We start from the raw sequence: 23,816 nt of genomic DNA, 5'->3' as shown, positions 1-23,816 counted from the left end.
GCCTACCGGGTACCCTGGGTTAATGCCTGAATCGACGATCGACTCGCCCACTTCTACCGACGGGCGTTCGTTCATCGACCTCGGAATCCCCGCTGTAATGGTGCATGCTTTGCGCCGCAGCGGGATTGATGCTCCGTTCCCCATCCAGGCCGCAACCATCCCTGATGTTCTTGCCGGCCGGGACGTCCTCGGACGCGGTGCGACGGGTTCCGGAAAGACTTTGGCCTTCGGGCTTCCGATGCTGGTTCGCCTCAAAGGTGGGGCGAGCAAACGGAATCGTCCGCGTGGTTTGGTGCTCGCTCCCACCCGCGAACTTGCGATCCAGATTCACAAAGCACTCGACGACGCCGCAACCGAGGTCGGTTTGCGTGTGGCCAGTGCGGTGGGCGGTGTCCCGATCAAGCGTCAGGCCGATATCCTGGCCCGCGGTGTCGACCTGCTGATTGCCACTCCCGGACGGTTGCTCGATCTGGTCGAGCAGAAGTCGGTGCTTCTCGACGACGTCGTGATCACCACCATCGACGAGGCCGACCACATGGCTGACATGGGGTTCATCGACGAGGTCGCGAAGATTCTTGATACGACTCCCAAAGATGGTCAGCGCCTTCTCTTTTCGGCAACACTGGATGGCAAGGTCGATGATCTGGTCGCCGGTTACCTGCGTAATCCGGCGTCGCATTCCACGGCTCCCCCGGTCGCCACGGTGTCGACGATGGATCATCACCTGCTGTTCGTAGACCCGGTGGACAAGAGATCCGTTGTCGCACATATCGCTTCGCGCGCCGGGCGCACCATCATGTTCGTCAAGACCAAGCACGGCGTGGATCGTCTGGCTCAGCAGCTGCATTTGATCGGTGTGTCTGCCGGATCTCTGCACGGCGGTAAGACTCAGAACAACCGGACCAAGACTCTCGCATCGTTCTCCGACGGCACCACGCCCGTACTGGTTGCCACCGATGTCGCTGCCCGAGGCATCCACGTCGACGACGTCACCCTCGTGGTCCACGTCGATCCCCCGGCCGAGGCCAAGGACTACCTGCACCGCGCCGGTCGAACCGCGCGCGCCGGCGAATCGGGTGTTGTGGTCACCATCGTCACCGACGAGGAACGCGAAACCGTCGAAAAGCTCACCAAAGCGGCCGGCGTGAAGGTGCACAGCGTGCGCGTACGCCCGGATGATCTCGAGCTCACTCGCATTACCGGAGCGATGGAACCGACGGGCATTCCCGTTGCAGCTCCGGACACCACCGTCGAGGTCAAGCACACGGCCAAGCGTGGCCGTCAGGAACATGACACGGCAGGCCGCACCGCGGTCGGTGGACGCATGAAGAAGGACGGCGACAAACGCGCCGCGCCTTCGCGTCGGGTCAGCGATCCCAAGAGTGTGAAGAAGATCCGTGCGGACGGCACGCCTGTCCCCACTCGGGCGGAACGTTTGGCGTCCAAGGGTCTGACACCGCGCCGCGGAACGGGTATGCCCAACTCGGGTCGCCCAACTGCCGGAAAAGCCGGCGGCAAACGCGCACACTGAGATCTATGGGTGATCTTCCACTGATCTCGATAATCTGTGCTCTTGCTGCCGCACTGCTGTTCGCGTGCGCTTCGGTGGCCCAACAGCGGGCCGCGTCGGCGGTAGCGGAAGACGAAGCGTTGGTCGCGTCGTTGATTCGGAGTCCGCGGTGGTGGGCTGGTCTGCTCGGCGACGGTGGCGGGTACGTGATGCAGGCGTTGGCGCTCTCACTCGGCTCGGTGTTGGTGGTCCAACCGCTGATCGTGTCGTCCCTGCTGTTCGCACTGCCGTTGTCCGCGAAATTTTCGGGTATCCGGATCACTCGCTATGCGTGGACCTGTGCCGTCATGCTCGCGATTGCGTTGGCGGTGTTCTTGGTTGTCGGCGATCCCACCGAAGGAAACAGCAATGCTGCCTTCGGTGATTGGATTGCGCCGCTGGCACTTACGGTGGGCGTTGCGGTTGTCGCCACCATCGCCGGGTTGTCGAAACTCGATGCCGGCTGGCGCGCATTGCTTCTGGGCGCGGCCGCGGGCGTCTTCTTCGGCGTTGCGGTTGCCTTCACCAAGTACGTGACCGATCTGCTCGGACACGGATTGGCCGGGGTCCTGGGTGCGTGGCAGACCTGGGCGTTGATCGCATCCGGGGCCGTCGGCGTCTACCTACAGCAACGAGCATTCCAAGTGGGCCCGTTGTCGGCGTCGTTGCCGGCGTTGACCATCGCTGAGCCCATCGCGGCGATCTTCCTGGGAATGACGGTGCTCGACGAACGTCTGCGTGTCGACGGCCCGGGAATTGCCCTCATCGGGTGCGCGGTGGCGGTCATGATCTTCACGACCATCGCGCTCTCACGGTCGCAAGGCCGCGAAACACCCGGCGTAAGTGCGCCGTCGCCGGTAGTCTCGTGAAGCGTGCAGTTCCTCGAAGGGCAACGCCCGCCATATGACCTGACCTACGACGACGTCTTCCTCGTCCCCAACCGGACCGATGTGACGTCCCGGTTCGATGTTTCTCTCGCATCGAACGACGGATCGGGAACCACCATTCCTGTCGTCGTCGCCAACATGACCGCTGTTGCGGGCCGCCGAATGGCTGAAACCGTCGCGCGCCGCGGTGGTCTCGTGATCATTCCGCAGGACATCCCGACGGAGGCCGTCGCCGAGACGGTGGCGTTCGTGAAGAGCCGTCATCTGGTTGCGGATACTCCGGTGACCTTGAGTCCTGACGACGCCGTCTCCGACGCGTTGGCGTTGCTGTCCAAACGCGCTCATGGGGCTGTCATTGTCGTCGAGAACGGCAAGCCTCTCGGTGTTGTCACCGAGGCTGCGTGTGCGGATGTCGACCGCTTCACCCGCCTACGTGCCGTGGCGATCACCGACTTCGTGACCGCACCGGTCACCGCGACGCCGCGCGAGGTGTTCGAACTTCTCGAGGCCAAGCACGATCCACTGGCCGTGATCCTCAACGACGACGGCACCCTCGCCGGCGTTTTGACCCGTACCGGCGCTATTCGTGCGGGAATCTACGATCCCGCCGTGGACGCCCGTGGCGCACTGCGCGTGGCGGCAGCGGTCGGTGTCAACGGCGATGTCGGGGCTAAGGCCAAGGCGCTTGTCGACGCCGGAGCGGACGTCATCGTCGTCGACACGGCGCACGGTCACCAGCAACGCATGATCGATGCCCTGACCACGCTCAAGGCCCTCGATCTGGGTGTGCCGCTCGTTGCCGGAAACGTGGTGTCGGCGCAGGGAACCCGCGACCTCATCGCGGCCGGCGCAGACATCGTCAAGGTCGGCGTCGGACCCGGCGCCATGTGCACGACGCGCATGATGACGGGCGTCGGCCGTCCGCAGTTCTCGGCTGTCGCCGAATGTGCCGCCGCGGCCCGTGAGCTCGGTAAGCATGTCTGGGCCGACGGCGGTGTGCGTCATCCCCGTGATGTCGCGTTGGCGCTCGCTGCGGGCGCGTCCAACGTCATGATCGGCTCGTGGTTCGCCGGAACGTACGAGTCGCCCGGCGACCTCAAGGTCGATCAGGCCGGAAACGCGTACAAGGAGAGTTTCGGTATGGCATCCAAGCGCGCTGTTGCTGCGCGCACCGCCACCGAAACAGGCTTCGACCGGGCCCGGAAGGGACTGTTCGAGGAAGGCATCTCGAGTTCACGGATGCGCCTCGACCCGGAACGTCCGGGTGTCGAGGATTTGATCGACCAGATTTGTTCCGGTGTTCGTAGTACGTGCACGTACGCGGGCGCTCGTTCGCTGGAGGAACTGCACGAGAAAGCTGTGCTCGGAGTGCAGTCCGCGGCTGGGTTTGCCGAGGGACGCCCCCTTCCGTCGGGTTGGTGAGACGCAGGTAATGCCGATCGGTGGGTGCTCGGGTCCCAATACCGGAGCACCCGCCGGTATCATTGGACGTGGAAACATCAAGAAAACTCGGTCGGGAGCCCTAGGGTGGCCCGGCCGAGTCCGCTAGAGCCGAGAAGTCTTCGGCCTCGACGAGAGGAACCCGGTGCCCGAGGCACCCACACACTTACCCGGCGCAACACCCGTCGTCATATCCGAGGAATCGTCCGATTCCGCTGGTTCGGAGGGCTCCTCTAGCGAGCCGGGAGACAAACCCGGCGCGCTCCGCTCAATTCTCAGGTGGCGATGACCCATGGACATCGTTTTCACCATTCTCAGCCTGCTCGGTTTCGTTGCCCTGACTGCAGGCACCGCCCTCTTCGTGGCGGCAGAATTCTCCCTCACTGCCCTCGAACGCAGCACTGTCGACGAAGCAGCACGTAACGGCGATCGTCGTTCGCGTCAGGTTCAGCACGCGCACAAGACACTCTCGTTCCAGTTGTCCGGCGCGCAACTCGGCATCACGCTCACCACGCTCATCACCGGTTACCTCGCAGAACCTGTGCTGGCCCGCTTCATCACCCCGGTGATGAAGGCCATCGGACTGAGTGAATCGGCAGCCTCTACAACGTCATTGGTGATCGCACTGGTCCTCGCCACGTCGTTCTCGATGATCTTCGGTGAGCTTGTCCCCAAAAATTTGGCGATCTCCAAGCCGATGCCGACTGCGCGCGCGACCGCCGGCATGCAGGCCGGGTTCTCACTGATCTTCCGGTGGGCGATCAACGGACTCAACGGAGCCGCAAACTGGATCGTGCGCCGCATGGGCATCGAGCCTGCGGAAGAACTACGCTCGGCGCGGTCGCCTCAGGAACTCGGCTCGCTGGTTCGTACGTCGGCGCAACGCGGTTCGATTGACAAGGGCACCGCACTCCTCGTTGATCGGTCACTGCAGTTCGGTGAACGCACCGCAGAAGAGTTGATGACTCCACGAGTGAAGATCGAATCGTTGGAACTCTCCAACACCGTCGCGGACCTGATCGTGACAGCGTCACGGACCGGCTACTCACGGTTCCCCGTCGTGCGCGGCGACCTGGATGACACTGTCGGTGTCGTTCACATCAAGCACGCGTTCACCGTTCCGGCGGACCGTCGTCGTACGACGCGAGTCGACACCCTGGCCCAGCGGGTCCCCGTCGTACCGTCGAGCCTCGACGGTGACGCCGTCATGGAACGCATCCGTTCCGACGGTATGCAGGTGGCCCTCGTGGTCGACGAGTACGGCGGAACTGCCGGCATCGTCACCATGGAAGACCTCATCGAGGAAATCGTCGGCGACGTGCGAGACGAGCACGACGAACCCGAATTGGATGTGGGACGCGCCGGCGACGGCTGGTCCTGCTCCGGTCTCCTGCGTATCGACGAGGTCAACTCGGCTACCGGATATACCGCGCCCGAAGGTGACTACGACACCCTCGGCGGTTTGGTGCTCACCGAATTGGGGCGCATTCCCGAGGAAGGCGACGAAGTCGAATTGCCGGACGTCGATTCCTCCGGTGATCATCGCGGAAAGTGGATAGCGCGGGTGACCAGCATGGACGGCCGACGTATCGACCGCGTAACCATTACCCCGGTCCCGGGAGATGTCGAACCCGAATCCGCTGACAGCAAGAAGGAGTCCGACGATGAATAACCTTTTCGGCGTACTCCTCACCGTCGTACTGTTGGCCGGCAACGCCTTCTTTGTCGCAGCGGAATTCGCACTGATCTCAGCTCGTCGTGACCGCCTCGAAGCGTTGGTCGCGCAGGGCAAGAAACGCGCGCTGACCGTCATCAAAGCCGGTGAGAACCTGTCGCTGATGCTTGCCGCTGCGCAGTTGGGCATCACGATCTGTTCGATCCTGCTCGGTAAGGTTGCCGAGCCTGCCATCGCTCATCTCCTCGAGGTGCCGATGGAAGCCGTGGGTCTGCCCGACGGTCTGCTGCATCCGATTTCGTTTGCCATCGCTCTGTCGCTGGTGGTTGTTCTGCACATCCTGCTCGGTGAGATGGTTCCGAAGAACATCGCCTTGGCCGGGCCGGAGAAATCCGCGATGTTGCTGATTCCGGTGCATCTGGCGTTTCTCAAGATCGCTCGACCGCTCATCTCGTTCTACAACGTCTGCGCAAACGGCACACTGAAGCTTCTGCGGGTCGAACCGAAAGACGAACTCGACGTCACAGTTTCAGCAGTCGAGTTGTCCGCGATGATCGGCGAATCACGATCCGAAGGTCTCATCGACGCCGAAGAACACCGGCGTTTGACGCAGGCCCTCGAATCGACTGATCGCACCGTGTCCGAGGTCCTCATTCCCCTCGACAAGGTGCGCACCATCCCGCTGACCCCGTCCGGCACCACGCTGGGCGACATCGAGCGGGCAGTCATCGAGACGGGTTACTCCCGGTACCCCGTGAGGGCTACCGACGGCACCCTCGCCGGATACGTTCACCTCAAGGATGTGCTCGACGAGGTGCTCGACGAAGCAGCCGGCCCCGACACCGTCGTTCCGACGTCGGACATCCGTCCCCTGCCCATCGTTCCGCTCAGCACCCCGCTGGCCGAAGCACTGGCAGGACTGCGCCGGGCAAGCTCGCACCTCGGTGCGGTCACCGACGCCGATGGCATTGTCATCGGCATCGTCGCCCTCGAAGATCTCCTCGAGGAGTACGTCGGAACAGTTCGTGACGGCACTCACCGCGGAACTGATGCTGTGCCCGGACAACGGAACAACTGACCCATGACACGTTCGGTGGCAACACTCGCACTCGCACACAGCGAGTGGACGGCCCGGCAAAGCATCCACTTCGACAAGGTGGAGCAACTTGTCGGGCCGCACCGAGCGCGTCGTAGCGCCGGAATCTCGCACCCGGTGCACGACTTCCTGTTCACGTATTACAACTTCAAGCCCGCCCAATTGAGGCGTTGGCATCCCGGGTACGGCGTGGCTTTGGAAAACGGTTCCTCGTACGCCGAGTTCTCCGGATATCGCGTCGATGAATCAGGCTGTGCGACGGTCGACGACTCCGTGTTGGAGCGTCGACGAAACACCGTCGAATTCGTCGGGAATCTCCTGAGTCGAACTGCTTCTCGCCCTGCCGTTCTGGGTTGCTTCGGCCTCCACGAGTGGGCAATGGTCTACCGCGGCGGTGAGGAAGCAATCCGTCACCAGGCAGTTCCACTTCGACTCGGGTTCGCCGGGACTGATGCCGTGGTGGAGTCCTTGCCACTCAAGTGCACGCATTTCGACGCATTCCGGTTCTTCACACCCGATGCTGCGCCCAAGAATGCCTTGACCCTGGTCCGGGAGACGCAGATCGACTACGAGCAGCCCGGTTGCCTACATGCCGGTATGGACCTCTACAAATGGGCATTCAAACTATTGCCGTTGGTCGATTCGGATCTGGTGATGAAGTGCTTCGAGCATGCACTTCTGGCCCGTGAACTCGACATGCGCGCCAGCCCCTACGATCTGAGCGAGTACGGGTACTCCCCGATTGCGATCGAAACCCCGGCGGGCCGCGCCGAGTATGTTCGTCAGCAACAGCAGTTGGCTGATCGGGCAATGCCGTTGCGGGCCGCTCTGACGAAGCAGTGCCAGGTTCTGCTCGAGATGTGACGCAGTGCTCGACGAAAGGATCGACATGCAGCATGGGTACGGGTTCTATCTGGACGAGTATCTGCGCGATGTCGGACTACATGTCGACGACCGACGAGAGTTTATCGAATGCCCTGATTCCGCCGGATACCTGTCAGCGCACCTTCCTGTGTTCGATCTGGCCGCGGGTTCGGTAGCGGCCTTTGCCTCGGCGATCGATCGCGCGACCGTGCGTAATCGTCCACAAGTTCACGAATTCGGCGGAAACCCGCGAGTTGACGCAAGTTCTGTGCACTCGAGCACGGGAAGCGCCCGCTGGAAACTCGATCCGCAGCGAATTGCCGCCTCCTTCACCAGCGACCGACTACTGCGGATAGGCGGTCAACCCGTTGACGCGTTCTCGCAATACTCCGGCTTCTTTGCCGCCCGTGACGGCTGGCTACGCACCCACGGAAACTATCCGCACCATCGCGACCGCCTCCTCGCGATCCTCGAACTAGCACCGGGTGCCTCCAAAGCGGAAGTCGCGCACCGCATATCCGCAATGGACGCCATCGAAATCGAGCAGGCCGCTGCCGAGAACGGCGCCATTGCAGTGCGCGTGCGCACCGAGAACGAGTGGCGGTTGAGCGAGCAGTATGCGGCGGCACGGTCGGCGCCGCTCGTATCCATTCGGGACAGGACTGCTGGAACGCCACGGGAGCGTCCGACGCGTTTCCGTGTTCTCGACCTCACGCGCGTCATTGCCGGGCCGGTCGCGACGCGTGCGCTTGCGCTTGTCGGCGCCGACGTCCTACGCATCGATCCCCCAGCTATCCCCGAAATCGAATGGCAGCACCTCGACACCGGACAAGGAAAGCGCTCAGCTGTCCTCGATCTGAAGAGCGCCGACGGGTTGGCAATTTTCCGGAACCTTCTCGAGAGCGCTGACGTGCTGGTCACGGGCTACCGGCCAGGCGCTATTGAATCCCTTCTCGGGCAAGAACTCCCTGCGCACCTGATACACGGACGCGTCAGCGCGTGGGGCTGGGACGGACCGTGGGCGGATCGGCGCGGGTTCGACTCCATCGTTCAGGCGGCCTCGGGGATTTCGCTCCTCGAAGGCGTCGACAAGCCCGGGGCGCTGCCCGCCCAGGTGCTTGATCATGCGACCGGATACTTTCTCGCTGCGGGAATCGTGGATGCACTGACCTTGCGCGCCCAGGACGGTAGCGGACGCGACGTCGACGTAGCTCTGGCCCGAACCGGGGCGCGACTGCTCGATGCCCCGGGCCGAAACCTCCATCCCGATCCACCCACCGCCCCCGGGGAGGACGTCGTCGTCACCCACGGTGCGGCAACAACAGCCCGGCCGGCGCTCGCCGAATTCGACGATTATCCGGCGCCGGCACAGGCGTGGGGAACTGATCAGCTGACTTGGTTAGACCGTTCTCCGTAGGCCGACGCGGGCGTATCGTGAAGACAGTCGATGAGGCGCGCCTTCATTGCGCCTATCAGTGCGGATGGCTTCTCACACGTGTGACACGGCGAAGTTGCTCGGTTGGGAGGTTGGCCATGCACGGTAGCCCTTCTGGTGGATCGAGCGCATCCCAATTCCTGTGTCCACCAAGGCGTGTGGCAATCGCGGGAGATTGGCACGCGAATACCCGATACGGCACGGAAGCAATAGCGCACGCGCGCAAACGCAATGCGGATGTTGTGGTCCAACTGGGAGATTTCGGGTTCACCTTCACCGAGCCCTACCTGAATGCTCTCGACGGCGCGCTCGAGGAACACGATCTTGTCCTCGGATTTGTCGACGGCAACCACGAGAATTTCGACTGGCTGCTCGCACAGCCCATCGCACCGGATGGGTTGCGGTATCTACGTGATCGCATCGTTCATCTCCCCCGTGGGTTCCGTTGGTCGTGGGGCGAGACACGTTGCCTGGCAGTCGGTGGCGCGTACTCGATCGATCGAATTCTCCGGATGCCGGGTAAGGCGTGGTGGCCCCAGGAGGTCTTGACTGCGGACGATGTCCGAGACATTGCCGGGGCCGGCGGCGCCGACGTGATGTTCTGCCACGACTGCCCCTCCGGCATCACTGGGCCGGCGATGGACCGAGCCCGGTACGGATTCCCGGACGCAGAACTCTCTGCCTCCGAAGCGAACCGCGCGAAACTGAGGCAGATCGTCGACGGCGTTCGACCGCATCGCCTCTGGCATGGCCATTTCCACCACCGCTACCAGGCGATTCTCGAAGGCATCGACTATCGGACCGTCGTCGACGGACTCGGACGCGACAAGGGACCGATCGACAACAACATGGTCGTGATCAACCTCGACGATCTGGGGCGACACCGAACCCTGGGAAAGGCGTGCCAGACGTAGCACCGGTGTCCGTACGCGCCAAGCCCACACAGGGGCCGGGAAACCCCAGCCGGGCGTCGCCCGTACGCAGAGTTCGACGAATGCCAACCGCGATGGTTCGACCCAGTTCCTGAGCGCGCGTCAGTGCACGTAACTGTGCGCGCGCCGCCACATCCAGCCATCCCACGGCGAGTTGTGTGCGATTACGAACGTCGCCCCACGGTCGACCTCACTGTCTCGAAGTTGGTGCCAAGCAAATCAAGGTTTCAAGGCAAGATGGACTCGTGAAGTCGCATACCTACACTCTGGATCTGCAGTGGACCGGCGACCTGGGGACTGGCACCTCCAGCTCACAGGCATATTCGCGTGACCATTCCGTCTCAGCGGACGGAAAGCCTGAACTGCTCGGAAGTTCCGATGCGTCGTTCCGCGGCGATCCCGAACGCTGGAACCCCGAAGAACTGCTGGTCGCGTCGCTCGCTCAGTGCCACATGCTCTGGTACCTCGGACTTGCTGCCGAAGCCGGCGTAGTCGTTCTCGACTACACCGATCAGCCCGTCGGAACCATGATCGAGGAGGCGGACGGGGACGGTCAGTTCATCGAAGTAACCTTGCATCCAACAGTTTTGGTGGCTGATTCATCGATGGTCGAGAAGGCGGCTGCGCTTCACGGCCCTGCCCATGCCAAGTGTTTCATCGCACGTTCCGTGAACTTTCCGGTCCTGAACTCCCCGACAACTGTGGCGGCCAGCAATGAATGAACAGCACAAACTGATCGTGGACGTCGATACCGGGATTGACGACTCCCTTGCCCTCCTGTACCTCCTCGCCAGCCCCGACGCCCAGATTCTGGGGATAGCGAGCACTGCCGGGAACGTCCCCGTAGAGCAGGTCGCCGCCAACAACCTCAACTGGTTGGCGCTCTGTGGAGCCCCCGAGATCGAGGTTGCACTGGGCGCCACGGTGCCCCTGGTGATCCCGCTGCGCACCACCGAGGAAACTCACGGACCTCAAGGCATCGGTCACGCGATACTTCCCGATTCCGGGCGCGAACTGTCGGTACGGACGGCCACCGAAATGTGGGTGGATCTTGTTCGCGAATACCCGGGTCAGATCACCGGATTGGTGACGGGTCCGCTGACCAATCTCGCTCTGGCGATCAGGGTCGAACCGGACCTCCCGAACCTGCTGAAACGACTGGTCGTCATGGGCGGGTCATTCAACTACCCCGGAAATACAACCCCGACAGCCGAATGGAACGTCTCGGTCGATCCACATGCAGCCAAGGAAGTCTTCGACGCGTTTTCCGTCGTGCCGGCGCACCGACGCCCGATCATCTGCGGCCTCAACGTCACCGAGTCCATCGAGATGTTCCCGGAGCATGTGCGTCGGCTCGCGGAGGCTGCGGACAGCACACCGGATGAGATCATCTCCCCCGACGACGGTCCCGACGTCCGTAGCAGCGCATCCAACAGCGTCATCCGACATACTTCCGACGCCATCCGCTTCTACATGGAGTTCCATCGGGACTACGACCAGGGCTTTCTCGCCCATATGCACGATCCGTTTGCCGCTGCTATCGCGTTGGATCCGTCGTTGGCAACAATGAAGCCGGCAACCGTGGATGTCGAAACCGAGAGCCCATTGATGATCGGGACCACCGTCGCCGACTGGGTGGGCCATTGGAAACGTGAACCCAATGCGGATATTGCGGTCAGCACGGATCCGGCAGAATTCTTCGATCGACTTGTCCACCGTGTGGGAAAGTATGCCCGCGCTGTGGGCTGACCACGGCTTCAGCGGTTATGCTCCGAAGGACAGTGAACCAACGAACGAGAGATTAGGGCCCCGACGTGCAGATTCCCAGCCACAATGCCTCACCGGCATTCGCGCTCGGATTGATGGCGTTCTGGCCCACTCGTCGTAGCGCATGCTTCGATCAGGCGTGTTGCTGAGCGGCGATTCTCGCTGCCTGCACCCCTGACTTTGTCGCTACTTCGCTCGGAGTCTGTTTCCTCATGTTCAACCTTCTGTTGTTCACCCTTGTCGGTGCCGGCGCTCAACTTGTCGACGGCGCCCTCGGTATGGCATTCGGTGTCACTGCCACTACCCTGCTGATGATCGGCGGGCTCGGCCCGGCGCAAGCAAGTGCTGCAGTGCATTTGGCCGAAGTTGGTACCACCTTGGCTTCCGGGCTTTCGCACTGGAAGTTCAAGAACATCGACTGGAAGTTGGTCGCCAAGCTCGGCGTTCCGGGCGCGATCGGCGCGTTCATCGGTGCAACAGTGTTGTCCGGCCTGTCCACCGAAGCAGCCGTACCGATCACAGCCACCATTCTGATTGCAATCGGTGTCTATGTGGCCCTGCGCTTCTCGGTACGGCCGCCTGCTACCGCGCAGGCGCGCACCACTCCGCACACTGCGCGCTTTCTGTCGCCGCTCGGCTTGTTCGGCGGTTTCATCGACGCCTCCGGCGGCGGCGGTTGGGGTCCCATCACCACCAGCACACTGCTCTCACGCGGAAAGACCGCACCTCGGACGGTAATCGGCTCCGTCAGCGCGTCGGAGTTCCTGGTCGCATCGGCCGCCTCACTCGGTTTCCTGGTGGGATTGGGCCGCGAATCGGCCGGAAACCTCCTGGTCGTTGCAGGTTTGGCGCTTGGTGGAGTGATTGCCGCGCCGTTCGCAGCGTGGCTGGTCAGCCGAGTACCGGCGACCTTGCTGGGCACTGCAGTCGGCGGCGTGATCGTGCTGACCAATACGCAGAAAATGTTCAAGTCCTTCGATATCACCGGCGCCGTGACGGTGGCTGGATACGTAGCCATCCTCAGCGCGTGGGTCGCGCTGCTGGTTTACGCGTGGCAGCGTTCCAAGCTCACTGCAGCCGAAGCTCAGGGCGAGTTCGCCGGTATCGAACTGGCCGTCGAGAAAGAAATCAACGGACCTGCGATCCAGCCCGAGAATCGATAGTCACCTCACGCACGAAAAACACCTCCGGGGCAGAACTGCCCCGGAGGTGTTTGCGGCGAAACGACGCCCCGCTGCGGTTCATCTGACGCTGGTCCCGAGAACAAAGCGTGGCCGCTGTAATTCCCCAGCTCGGAGAATTTCAACGACCACGCTGTCCCTGCCCTGACGAACGCTTCTAGTTGCTTCCGTCGAATGCGTCGAGAATCCGCTGAGCGGCCAAAGCCGCCGTCAAGGATCCGTCGCGCACGCTCGTCTCGACGTCCGCGCGGATAGCCCGAACCCGTTCGTTACTCGAAAGTCTGCGCAGCAGTTGGTCGTTGACCATGGTCCACGTCCAATCGACTTGCTGCTGTCGACGCTTCTCCTCGAACTGACCAGCTTCGGTGAGCACCTCACGATGCTTGACGACAGTTCCCCAGAACTCGTCCAGGCCGAGGCCCTCGAGGCCGCTCATCGTGATGACAGGCGGCTTCCAGATCGCGTCGTGCGGGTAGATCAGACGTAGTGCACCGGCGAGTTCGCGGGCCGCACCTTTCGCTTCACGTTCGTGCTTTCCGTCGGCCTTGTTGACGGCCACCAGATCTGCGAGTTCGAGGACACCCTTCTTGATGCCCTGCAACTGATCTCCGGTGCGGGCGAGCGTCAGGAAGGTGAAGCAGTCCACCATGTTTGCGACGGTGACCTCGGACTGACCGACACCGACCGTCTCCACCAAAATCACGTCGAAGCCGGCCGCTTCGAGCAACACGATGGTTTCGCGGGTCGCCTTGGCAACACCACCGAGCGTGCCGGACGTCGGTGACGGCCGAATGTACGCGTCAGGTTCGACGGTAAGCCGAGCCATGCGCGTCTTGTCACCGAGAATGGAACCGCCGGTACGGGTAGACGACGGATCGACCGCCAACACCGCAACGCGATGCCCCTTGCCCAGCAAGTACATTCCGAGCGCGTCGATGAATGTCGATTTGCCGACGCCGGGAACACCGGTGATACCGATGCGGTGCGCTCCCCCGGCCTCAGGCAGCAACTTCAGAAGAAGCTGCTGAGCCAGGGCGCGGTGATCGTCGCGAGTGGACTCGACGAGGGTGATCGCCCGAGCGAGGCCGGCGCGCTGATTTGCGCGCACGGCCTCGGCGAGGGAATCAATGTCGATGGGCCTACGTGCCATCTTCAGTGAACCCCTTCTCAGGTGAGATCGTGACCCAGTGCGACGGCCAACTTCTCCAACAATCCGCTGGCAGCGTCGGCGATGACCGTGCCGGGCGGGAAGATCGCCGTAGCGCCTGCCTCGTACAGTTCGTCGAAGTCACCGGGCGGGATAACGCCACCGACAACGATCATGATGTCGGGGCGACCGGCCGCAGCCAGAGCTTCCCGCAATGCCGGCACCAAGGTGAGGTGACCGGCTGCCAACGACGACACACCGACTACGTGGACGTCGTTGTCGGCCGCCTGGTTGGCGACCTCTTCGGGGGTCTGGAACAGCGGTCCGACGTCCACGTCGAATCCGATGTCGGCGAAGGCCGTGGAGATGACCTTCTGGCCGCGGTCGTGACCGTCCTGGCCCATCTTGGCGACGAGGATGCGGGGACGACGTCCCTCTTCCTCGGCGAACTTCTCGACCAACTTCATTGCATTGCTGATGTTGCTCACCGATCCTGCCTCGTCGCGGTATACGCCGCTGATGGTGCGGATTTCGGCCTGATGACGTCCGTACACCTTTTCGAGGGCGTCGGAAATTTCACCGACGGTGGCCATAGCCTTTGCTGCGACCACGGCGAGGGCGAGCAGGTTGTTCTCCATGCCGCCTTCGGCGGAGGCAGCGGCGCGGGTGAGGTTCGCGAGTGCAGCTTCGACTGCGTCCGAATCACGTTCCGCGCGAAGGGTAACCAGCTTCTGGAGCTGTTCCTTGCGCACCTTGGAGTTCTCGACCTTGAGGACCTCGATGGTGTCGGCCTCGTCGGGAACGTACTTGTTGACGCCGATCAGCGGCTGGCGACCGGAGTCAATGCGCGCCTGGGTGCGTGCTGCGGCTTCCTCGATACGGAGCTTCGGGATGCCTTCGTTGATTGCCTGAGCCATGCCGCCGGCCTCTTCGACCTCGGCGATGTGCGCGCGGGCCCGGTTGGCGAGCTCGTTGGTGAGCCACTCGACGTAGTACGAGCCGCCCCACGGGTCGATGGGACGCACGGTGCCCGATTCCTGCTGCAGGAGCAGCTGGGTGTTGCGGGCGATGCGAGCGGAGAAGTCCGTCGGCAGAGCCAACGCTTCGTCGAGCGCGTTGGTGTGCAGCGACTGGGTGTGGCCCTGAGTGGCGGCCATGGCTTCGACGCAGGTACGCGGAACGTTGTTGAAGACGTCCTGCGCGGTGAGCGACCAGCCCGAGGTCTGCGAGTGGGTACGCAGCGACAGCGACTTCGCGTTCTTGGGATCGAACTTGGCAACAAGTTCAGCCCACAGGAGACGGCCGGCGCGCAGCTTGGCGACCTCCATGAAGAAGTTCATGCCGATTGCCCAGAAGAAGGACAGGCGCGGCGCGAACGTGTCGATATCCATGCCGGCTTCGAGGCCGGCGCGGATGTACTCGACGCCGTCGGCGAGGGTGTATGCCAACTCCAAATCGGCTGTGGCGCCGGCTTCTTGGATGTGGTAACCCGAGATGGAGATGGAGTTGTACTTCGGCATCTCAGCGCTGGAATACGCGAAGATGTCGGAGATGATCCGCATGGAGGGCTTGGGCGGATAGATGTAGGTGTTGCGAACCATGAACTCTTTCAGAATGTCATTCTGAATTGTTCCGGCCAGCTTGTCCGGGCTGACACCCTGCTCGGCTGCCGCAGCAACGTAGAGCGCGAGGATCGGCAGCACAGCGCCGTTCATCGTCATCGACACTGATACCTGCGAGAGGTCGATTCCGTCGAACAGCTGACGCATGTCGAGGATGGAATCGATTGCCACGCCGGCCATTCCGACGTCGCCTGCGACGCGCGGGTGGTCGGAATCGTAGCCGCGGTGCGTTGCGAGGTCGAAGGCAACCGACAGGCCCTTCTGGCCGGCCGCGAGGTTACGACGGTAGAACGCGTTGGACTCGGCAGCCGTCGAGAAGCCGGCGTACTGGCGAATCGTCCACGGCTGGTTCACGTACATGGTCGGGTACGGACCACGCAGGAACGGTGCTGCGCCGGGGAAACTGTCCAGCGGGTAGCCGGACTGCGCGGCAGCATCGCGGTCTGCACCGGTGTACACCGGTTTGACGTCGATACCTTCAGGGGTGGACCACACAACCTGCTCGGCGGCGTAGTTGTTGGCGGTGGCACCCTCTTCGATGAGTGCCTGCGTCTGCTGCGCCGACGGCGGGGTGGGTACCGGAGACTGCGGGTCCTCGAGTGGGACCTCGGCGAAACTGCCGATCACGTGCTTGACCTCTCGTGTCGTCACTTGGAGCTTCCCGTCTCGATGAAGTCGAGCAGTTCGGTCAGTGCCGAGACTGCGTCGATGCGGGCTGTGAGGAATCCGTCCGGGCGGTTCTCGCCTGTAGCGTCGGCGACTGCCTTTTCCGGTCCGGCCAGCAGCACCTTGGTGATGCCGGCTGCGCGGAGTTCCGCGACAGCGGCTGCGGCATTTTCGCCGTAACGCTTGTCAGTGCCACACAGTACGGCGACGGTTGCACCGGAAGCCTTGACGGCTGCGGAGATTGCGTCGGCGCCAACTTCGAGCTGACCAGGGTTGACGGCGTCGATACCACCCGATGCGAGCAGGTTGGACGCAAAGGTGGTGCGCACGTTGTGTTCTGCGACGGACCCCAGGGGGGCGAGCAGAACGGTCGGGCGGGCACCGCCGGCACTCAGGAACGCGTCCGAGCGATCACGCAGAGCCTCGAAGGCGGCTGCGTAGCGGGCAACAACCTGACCCGGCTCGACGGCTGCTGCGGAAAGCGGCTCTTCGCCGAGGTTCGGGAACTCGTTGACTCCGGTGACGGGTGTCTTGCGGTGTGCGATGTCGGAGTCGCGCTTGGCCTTGGTGGCGGCGATGCGATCGGAGACGATTCCCGCCTCGAGCGCGGCCAGGTATCCACCGGCTGCTTCGATTTCCTGGAAGAACTCCCACGCCGTGGCGGCGATCTGCTGCGTCAGGTCCTCGACGTACCAGGAGCCTGCCGACGGATCCAGCACGCGGCCCAGATGCGACTCTTCGAGAAGGAGCAGCTGCGTGTTGCGGGCGATGCGTGAAGAGAAGGACTTGGTGACGCCGAGTGTGCCGTCGGCCAAGGCGACGTCGAACGGAAGAACGGTGACGGCGTCTGCTCCGCCGACGCCCGCGCCGAACGCCGCGAGCGTGGTGCGCAACATGTTCACCCAGGGATCACGCTGGGCCATCATCGCCGCCGAGGTAACCGCGTGCTGCGGAGCTCCACCGAAGTCGGAGGCTCCACAGACCTGCGCGATACGTGCCCAGACGAGACGGGCGGCACGGAACTTCGCGATGGTCTGGAACTGATCGTCGGTAGCCGAGTAACGGAAAGCCAACTGCTGCATTGCAGCTCCGATGGTCAATCCGTTTTCTGCGGTGAGCGCACGCAGGTACTCGAGGCCTGCTGCGATCGCGGCGCCGAGTTCCTCGGCGTCGCCCGCACCGGCATTGTGGAATGCGGTGCCGTCGACGGTGATCGCGTGCACGGTTTCGGTGCGAGCTGCAGCGAGTGCTGCCAGTTCGACGGCTTCAACCAGATCGACATCGGCTGCACCGGAGAAAGAACTGGTGAGTGGCGCGGCACCGAGGTGGACGCGGATGCTGCTGCGGTCACTGACGCCGTCGCCGGCTTCGGCGCGAGCATCGAGGAGTGCCAGCACTGCGCGAGCAGCTGCACTTGCCTCTGCGCCGGCATCGAGTGTCAGCGGTGCGAGATCGAGGAGAACGCCGTCGAGTGCTGCGGCGAGGTCAGCGACGGGAACACCGTCGACGCCGGCCTTGAGCCAGAGTGCACTGACACCGTTCTCGAGGGAATCGAGGATGGTGCGATTGGTGTCGGCGGCGGAGGTGGTTCCGAACTGCGCGGAAACCAACCAGCCGGCGTTGACATCGCGGTGGGCGTCGACGCCACGCACGTACGGGAAGCTGCCGGGCAATGTCTGCTCGGGGCGCTCGTCGCGAGGGCTGTAGAGCGGTGCGACAGTGACTCCGTCGTAGGTGACGGTTTCGAGCAGCTTCTGCGGCTCGGGGCCTAGTTCTGCTGCGTCGACTCGACGGGACTTGGCGAGCACTCCGGCGACGGAGCGTTGCCACTCCGCGTATGCCTGCTCGACAGCCTCGGCTTCTGAAGCTAATGACACTGTGTCCGCTGCCTCTCATTGTGCGTGAGCGTTATACCGGTAATCGGTTTTCTGCGTTAGTTCTGTGATGCTAACCCGCGTCAGGACGCACATATCGTGAGGATCACGTCACGTTCGCGGGTAGTGAGTCTGCTAGGGCCCGTTTTTTACGCCTGGACCCGCATACTGAGCGCACCCCCGGTCAATTTCCCAGTCCTTACCTAGCGATTGTTCAGCATGTTTGCGGGTTACCGGCGAGTAGTTTCATTGAGCAGGACTGCGCAGGTCACCTACCCTGACAGGGCAGTGGCATTCATCACACGATGCTGATTGTGGCGTGAATTCTCGGATTTCTCGAGCAATGAACGCGGGCATTCTGCACCGGCACCGGTAGCCTTAGGCCCTGTGATGCGGCGCCTGCTGGACCGAAGATTGATCGTGATAGTCCTGGTTGTGCTCGGCCTGTTCGCCGTAGCCCTCCTGGCCCCTCACCCAACGGTGTCCCAGATGCGCGAGTGGGCAGATTCCGTCGGACCGATGTTTCCCCTCGTTTTCTTCCTCGTTCACGCACTGGTCACTGTCGCGCCCGTTCCGCGCACAATTTTCACTTTGAGCGCCGGCGTTCTGTTCGGTTCTGCGATGGGTATTGCCCTCACCATTGCGGCTACGACAGTCAGCGCAATCCTTGCCCTCTACCTGGTGCGCGCCATCGGCCGTGACGTCGTCTGGCAACGGATATCAAGCCCGACGATCAGGCGAGTGGACGAACGAATCGAGAAACGCGGCTGGCTGGCAGTGGGCTCACTGAGACTGATCGCGTTCGCCCCCTTCTCTGTTGTGAACTACTGCTGTGGCATCTCATCCATCCGCCTGGTGCCGTATGTACTGGCCACCGTGGTGGGGATTCTGCCCGGCACGGTTGGCATCGTCGTCCTCGGCGACGCCCTGTCCGGCGAAGCCGATCCGCGGCTGCTCATTCTGTCGGGAATCTGCATAGCCGTCGGGATCGGTGGATTGCTGTTCGATGCACGGAAGACGACTGCGGATCTGAAGCAATATCCTGTGAGTCAACCCATTGATATTGATCTTGCAAAGTCAACTGTTAAAGATTGACTTGCCATTGTCAACCTCTTACTGTTGACCTATGTTCGTGCTGACGGTAGACCAACGGCGCAGTCGCCACGACATCGATCGTGTCGAAAACATCCTTCATGAATTGCGGTCCACTCCGCTCCTTCGCCCATTCGAACGGACTGCCGGCGACGAAGTCCAGGCGGTCACCGACAACCCTCACCTCGTGGTGAAACTCGTACTCGGCCTCTTGCGACGCGAATACTGGAGTATCGGAATCGGGCTGGGTCCCGTCGAAGAACCACTTCCGGCCCAGACACGCGCCGGTCGGGGTGCCGCATTCGAAGCCGCCCGCATTGCCGTCGAACGCGCCAAGAAGGCCCCGGCACGCATCGCCGTCGAACAAGCACCGGCCGATACAACCCTGGCCGAACATGCCGCCGACATCGACGGTGCATTCACCCTGCTGGGCACAATCGTGATCCGCCAGACCCCGGACGGACGTGAAGCTATCGCCTTGATGGATGCCGGACTCACTCAGGTTGCCGCAGCGCAGCAACTCGGAATCACCAAGCAGGCCATGTCGAAACGACTCCTGACCGCGGGGTGGCAGGCCGAACTTGCCGGTCGACGACTCGCCGAGAGGCTCCTGGCCGCGGCTACGGACGGGCATCGCTGACCAATGAGAACCTTTCTTGCGCAGCATCAACGCCGAATTCTGTTGATACTTCTCGTCGGCGTGCTGGTCGTCGTCGGAAGTCTGTGGTGGACAAAGACGATCAACTTCTCACGAAACATGCTGGTCGTCTTCAATTCCGAATCGCTGACGTCGTCGCAAGGCATCGACATCAGTGACTACTTCCAGCCTTCCGACATAGAGAAGGTCGCTGACACGCTCGCAGAAACCAGAGGCGGTAACCGGGCGGACTACCTCGCGAATCTGACCATCACTGCACTGCCGAATCCTCCGGGAATCCTGGTGGCAGCGCTCGGCCGAACCCCCGGCGCCGCACAAACACTGGCCAACTACGCCGCGCAAGCACTGAGTTCCATGATCAACGACACCGCCCTTGCCCGAACCGGTGAGACGAACATGACTTCACTCCTCCTCGAAATTTAGTCCACCCAGCGTGCCTTCACATTCGATCAGGAATCAAGAAGCGCCCACGCGATCCGGCAACTAGCGTCCTTTCCATGAACCTCACCATTCACTCCGCCTTCCTCCCCCACCTCGATCACGAGGCTTCGCTGGCCTTCTACCGAGACATTCTCGGCTTCGACGTTCGCAAAGACGTCGGCTACAACGGGATGCACTGGATCACCGTCGGCCACCCGAACCAGCCCGACACCTCACTCGTCCTGCACCCGCCGACCGCCGACCCCGGAATTACCGACGACGAACGCCGCACCATCACGGAGATGATGGCCAAGGGAACGTACGCCATCCTTACGTTGGCGACCCCCGACCTCGACGCGACATTCGCTCAGCTCGCAGCGAGCGGCGCCGAGATCGTCCAGGAACCTATCGAGCAGCCGTACGGAATCCGCGACTGCGCCGTACGCGATCCCGCCGGAAACCTGATCCGGATCAACGAGGTGAAGTGACATGATCACCATCGAATCAGTCGTACTCGAGGTCGCCGACCCCTCAGCCGCCGAAGTCTTCTACAAGAACTTCGGTGTCGGCGACCACGTGAAGGTCAGCGCCTCGGAAGCACCGACCACCGGATTCCGCAGCTACACACTCTCACTCGTCGTATCCCAGCCGAACATTGTCGACGCCTTCATCGAGGCTGCCCTCGACGCCGGCGCAACAACATTGAAACCCGCGAAAAAGGGATTCTGGGGTTACGGCGGTGTAGTCCAGGCCCCGGACGGCGCGATCTGGAAAGTTGCGACATCCTCGAAGAAGGACACCGGACCGGCAACAAAAGAGATCGACGACCTCGTGTTGCTACTCGGAGTCGAGGACGTCAAGGCAAGCAAACAGTTCTACGTCGACCAAGGCCTCGAAGTAGCGAAGAGCTTCGGACGCAAATACGTCGAATTCTCCAGCCCCGAGAAAACCGTCAAGGTAGCGCTCTACGGGCGCCGTGCCCTCGCGAAAGATGCCGGCGTCTCCCCGGAAGGCACGGGATCACACCGCATGGTCATCGTCAGCGACGCCGGGATATTCACCGACCCGGACGGCTTCACCTGGGTAACCAACCACGACTGAAAACCGTTCCGGTCGTTCGCAGTTGCGCCAAGCGACTGTGGGATACGGTCACACTCCGCACCACCGCACGGTGATGCGGAGTTTCGTGCATCCGAGCACGACTTCCGTTCATCGCCGAAGTGAGCCGCAATGAAGCTGGTCGAGCTACCCTTGACGATCATTTCCGGCTGGCCGGTCATCGGACCATTCCATCAACTCAGCACTCTCGTGCCCAATGCCTGGAAACGGTTTCTCGAAACGCAGCATGGCATTGCTGTCCCGGCCGAAGGCTTCGCCGAGATCAGCACCCACCTGGGCGATGGCGTTTATCACGAAGTTGTCGGCATTCTGCACCCTGATTCGGAGACGTCCCGCCCCGAGGGACCAGTCACCATGACGATGCCAACAGGTCGATACGTCTTCGCCCGCCACGACGGACACGTCGAAGATATCGGGCACACGTTCGGAGCAATGCAAGAGTGGGCCAGTTCTCGTGAACTGACTGTCGGCCGCCACAAACTTGATGTCGGATACAGACTGTCGACCGGACCGGAGAAGCACGATCTGTACCTCCAACTTGTCGATCCAGCGGAAATATCCCCTACTGCTCAGTAGATGAGAGGCACTCAGTTGCCCTCGGTCCGATATCCGAACCTGGTCGCAGCAATGGCGTCACCAACAATTGATTGCAATTATATTGGCCAATCTTTATTGGCACATTTGCAAACTATGGTACAAAACCTTTAGCCGTTACTCATGATCACGGTCACACGAACGGCGTCGGTGTACTCCTGAGTTGCCGTCAAAACAAGCATGTCGCGGAAAGCCCGCGTTGCTCAGTGCGTCACAAGATTTCTCAGTCGCTTTATGGTCTCTCGCTGCAATGCGTTCGAACGGTTTCTACACCGACCTCAAGGAGAACGAGTGATTAACAGTACTGCTCCCAAGCGCCGCAAGCAGCTCTCGCGCCTGGCAATGATCGGAGGTGCCGTGGGCGCCTCGATGACCCTCATCGCGCCGACCGCGTCGGCTGCACCGATTGTTCCGATCCCGGGCGGCGCCGTCTGCGATCCGGTCCTCACCGAAGGCTGCCTGTCCGTCGTGGTGAACAGTGGAACTTTCGCCAACAACGGGTTCAACTTGCCAATTGCGAACGGCGACATGATCATCGCCGGAAATCTCGGCGAGACGGACTTCATTCCGCGCGACGACGGCTACCTGGGCGTCTACAGCAAGCCGATGACCGTTCCCGGCGGCGTGCTCGGCATTGACCTGCCATTCAACAACCTGTTCGGTCTGGCCGGGGTGAAGGCGACGGTCCAGGCCGTGGAGGTGCCGATCATCGGCGAGAACCTCACCACCTACGAATTCACGCTGCCGGTGCGAATGAAAATCGAAAATGCGTTCCTCGGCAACAACTGCTATATCGGGTCCAAGGAAACGCCTGTGGTCTTCGAACTGAAGGCCGCGAACCCGCCGGGCGACATGCCCACGACCGATACCACCACGGCGTATCCCGTCGGGACAGCTGCACTCACCAACGTCCAAACTGCCGACGCCGACTTCGCACTACCGGGCGCCACCGGGTGCGGTCCCTTCGGAGTGCTCAATCCGATCGTCAACTGGCGAGCCAAGGTGCCCAACACCACCGGCACGTCGCTGAAGACCACGGCCACCGGGTACTTCTTCCCGTCAACCGAAGCCCCGACGAATGCCACCGACCCCGTCGACGGACTGCCCGGCGAGAACGGCTCCGGCGGATCGAGCGGTTCCAGCGGAAGCTGAGTAATCGGGTGTCCTGTCGATCTCCGAGCGGTCGACCGGACACTCGGTCTCGCCTGAACTAGGCGCTGATATTAACGCCCCAGAACTTCGCGGACCGCGGATCGAACGTGCTCGACGCTCTGACCTGACTCGATCAACTCGGTGCCCATATGCATGAGCGCGTTGATCAGCTTGGCCGTCAAATCCGGGTCAGGTACGCCCTGAGCGCGGAGCGCATCTACCAGGGGAAGCACCAGACTGTCATGCATTTCCATGATCCGTGAATCGCGAAATGTCTGCGGCGTCAACGTCGCCAGCGCCCCCACGATCGCATGCTCACCTTCAGCCACGAGTTGCAGATTCGCGTCGACGTACGCCCACACCGGGTCGTCGGCGCCCGCCATTGCTTCGACGATCTTGCCGTTCCAGCGCGGGAACATATCCTCGACGACGGCGCTGAGCAGATCGTCGCGTGACCGGAAGTAGTGGTAAACGCTGGATCTGGCGAGCCCCGCCTTCGCTGCCACCTCGCCGAGCCCCGGCGGCTGATCCGGGGTCTCGGACAGGAGAGCGTGGGCGGCATCGAGGAGCGCACGGCGCTGAGCAGCTCGATGCTCTACGACGGTGGCGGCATCGATTTTCGGCACCGAACCTCCTCTACTCCTCA

22 protein-coding genes are annotated in these 23,816 nt (G+C 62.4%); 18 read left to right on the top strand and 4 right to left on the bottom strand.

Annotated elements, in window-relative coordinates; all coding sequences use genetic code 11:
- Window positions 1-22: 22 nt before the first annotated feature.
- From BDB13_RS18405 to BDB13_RS18355, 11 genes are all read left to right on the top strand, one after another.
- Entirely contained in the window at window positions 23-1,531 is a 1,509-nt protein-coding gene (locus BDB13_RS18405) for a DEAD/DEAH box helicase (RefSeq protein ID WP_094272907.1), read from the top strand.
- A 5-nt stretch (window positions 1,532-1,536) separates the two neighbouring features.
- A complete protein-coding gene (locus BDB13_RS18400; RefSeq protein WP_094272906.1) occupies window positions 1,537-2,418 on the top strand; it encodes a DMT family transporter in 882 nt (293 codons plus the stop codon).
- 3 nt (window positions 2,419-2,421) lie between these two features.
- Entirely contained in the window at window positions 2,422-3,858 is a 1,437-nt protein-coding gene (locus BDB13_RS18395) for a GuaB1 family IMP dehydrogenase-related protein (protein WP_094272905.1), read from the top strand.
- A gap of 310 nt (window positions 3,859-4,168) precedes the next feature.
- Window positions 4,169-5,548 (top strand): hemolysin family protein, encoded by a 1,380-nt coding sequence (locus BDB13_RS18390; protein ID WP_094272904.1) that lies wholly within the window; start codon window positions 4,169-4,171, stop codon window positions 5,546-5,548.
- Window positions 5,541-6,629, top strand: coding sequence for a hemolysin family protein (locus BDB13_RS18385; protein ID WP_094272903.1), 1,089 nt, complete (start codon window positions 5,541-5,543; stop codon window positions 6,627-6,629). The genes BDB13_RS18390 and BDB13_RS18385 overlap by 8 nt, the downstream gene beginning before the upstream one ends.
- Before the next feature lie 3 nt (window positions 6,630-6,632).
- A complete protein-coding gene (locus BDB13_RS18380; RefSeq protein ID WP_094272902.1) occupies window positions 6,633-7,511 on the top strand; it encodes a 3-methyladenine DNA glycosylase in 879 nt (292 codons plus the stop codon).
- Between the two features lie 25 nt (window positions 7,512-7,536).
- Window positions 7,537-8,928: a CoA transferase gene (locus BDB13_RS18375; RefSeq protein WP_094275010.1), complete on the top strand. Its 1,392-nt coding sequence runs from the start codon at window positions 7,537-7,539 to the stop codon at window positions 8,926-8,928.
- Between the two features lie 176 nt (window positions 8,929-9,104).
- A complete protein-coding gene (locus BDB13_RS18370; protein ID WP_254922864.1) occupies window positions 9,105-9,860 on the top strand; it encodes a metallophosphatase in 756 nt (251 codons plus the stop codon).
- Window positions 9,861-10,123: 263 nt separating this feature from the next.
- Entirely contained in the window at window positions 10,124-10,600 is a 477-nt protein-coding gene (locus BDB13_RS18365) for an OsmC family protein (protein WP_094272900.1), read from the top strand.
- Window positions 10,593-11,627 carry a nucleoside hydrolase gene (locus tag BDB13_RS18360; protein WP_094272899.1) on the top strand — a complete coding sequence of 345 codons (1,035 nt, stop codon included), beginning with the start codon at window positions 10,593-10,595 and terminating at the stop codon, window positions 11,625-11,627. The genes BDB13_RS18365 and BDB13_RS18360 overlap by 8 nt, the downstream gene beginning before the upstream one ends.
- Before the next feature lie 230 nt (window positions 11,628-11,857).
- Entirely contained in the window at window positions 11,858-12,808 is a 951-nt protein-coding gene (locus BDB13_RS18355; protein ID WP_094272898.1) for a sulfite exporter TauE/SafE family protein, read from the top strand.
- Between the two features lie 175 nt (window positions 12,809-12,983).
- On the opposite strand, the gene meaB is transcribed toward BDB13_RS18355, so the two are convergent.
- The 3 genes from meaB to mutA are packed head-to-tail and all read right to left on the bottom strand — an operon-like array spanning window position 12,984 to window position 18,138.
- Entirely contained in the window at window positions 12,984-13,976 is a 993-nt protein-coding gene (gene meaB, locus BDB13_RS18350) for a methylmalonyl Co-A mutase-associated GTPase MeaB (RefSeq protein ID WP_094272897.1), read from the bottom strand.
- A 17-nt stretch (window positions 13,977-13,993) separates the two neighbouring features.
- Window positions 13,994-16,246: a methylmalonyl-CoA mutase gene (scpA, locus tag BDB13_RS18345; RefSeq protein ID WP_094272896.1), complete on the bottom strand. Its 2,253-nt coding sequence runs from the start codon at window positions 16,244-16,246 to the stop codon at window positions 13,994-13,996.
- Window positions 16,243-18,138: a methylmalonyl-CoA mutase small subunit gene (mutA, locus tag BDB13_RS18340; protein ID WP_094272895.1), complete on the bottom strand. Its 1,896-nt coding sequence runs from the start codon at window positions 18,136-18,138 to the stop codon at window positions 16,243-16,245. Before mutA ends, scpA begins: the two co-directional genes overlap by 4 nt.
- A 384-nt stretch (window positions 18,139-18,522) precedes the next feature.
- Between mutA and BDB13_RS18335 the strand changes: the two genes are divergently transcribed.
- The 7 genes from BDB13_RS18335 (at window position 18,523) to BDB13_RS18305 (ending at window position 23,170) form a co-directional block, all read left to right on the top strand.
- The gene (locus BDB13_RS18335) at window positions 18,523-19,230 is read left to right on the top strand and encodes a TVP38/TMEM64 family protein (protein ID WP_094272894.1); all 708 of its coding nucleotides are present in this window, start codon (window positions 18,523-18,525) and stop codon (window positions 19,228-19,230) included.
- 31 nt (window positions 19,231-19,261) lie between these two features.
- The gene (locus BDB13_RS18330; protein WP_094272893.1) at window positions 19,262-19,867 is read left to right on the top strand and encodes a hypothetical protein; all 606 of its coding nucleotides are present in this window, start codon (window positions 19,262-19,264) and stop codon (window positions 19,865-19,867) included.
- Window positions 19,868-19,870: 3 nt separating this feature from the next.
- A complete protein-coding gene (locus tag BDB13_RS18325; RefSeq protein WP_094272892.1) occupies window positions 19,871-20,308 on the top strand; it encodes a hypothetical protein in 438 nt (145 codons plus the stop codon).
- Window positions 20,309-20,382: 74 nt separating this feature from the next.
- Entirely contained in the window at window positions 20,383-20,793 is a 411-nt protein-coding gene (locus tag BDB13_RS18320) for a VOC family protein (RefSeq protein ID WP_094272891.1), read from the top strand.
- A gap of 1 nt (window position 20,794) precedes the next feature.
- Window positions 20,795-21,406 carry a glyoxalase gene (locus tag BDB13_RS18315; protein ID WP_094272890.1) on the top strand — a complete coding sequence of 204 codons (612 nt, stop codon included), beginning with the start codon at window positions 20,795-20,797 and terminating at the stop codon, window positions 21,404-21,406.
- Window positions 21,407-21,535: 129 nt separating this feature from the next.
- A complete protein-coding gene (locus tag BDB13_RS18310; protein WP_094272889.1) occupies window positions 21,536-22,000 on the top strand; it encodes an effector binding domain-containing protein in 465 nt (154 codons plus the stop codon).
- Between the two features lie 309 nt (window positions 22,001-22,309).
- Window positions 22,310-23,170, top strand: coding sequence for a hypothetical protein (locus tag BDB13_RS18305; RefSeq protein ID WP_254922863.1), 861 nt, complete (start codon window positions 22,310-22,312; stop codon window positions 23,168-23,170).
- A gap of 71 nt (window positions 23,171-23,241) precedes the next feature.
- Here BDB13_RS18305 and BDB13_RS18300 read toward each other — a convergent pair whose 3' ends face one another.
- Window positions 23,242-23,796 carry a TetR/AcrR family transcriptional regulator gene (locus BDB13_RS18300; protein WP_094272888.1) on the bottom strand — a complete coding sequence of 185 codons (555 nt, stop codon included), beginning with the start codon at window positions 23,794-23,796 and terminating at the stop codon, window positions 23,242-23,244.
- Window positions 23,797-23,816: the final 20 nt, after the last annotated feature.

The sequence above is a fragment of the Rhodococcus sp. OK302 genome (genome assembly GCF_002245895.1).
Lineage (GTDB): Bacteria > Actinomycetota > Actinomycetes > Mycobacteriales > Mycobacteriaceae > Rhodococcus_F.
This window is presented reverse-complemented; position numbering and strand designations above follow the sequence as displayed.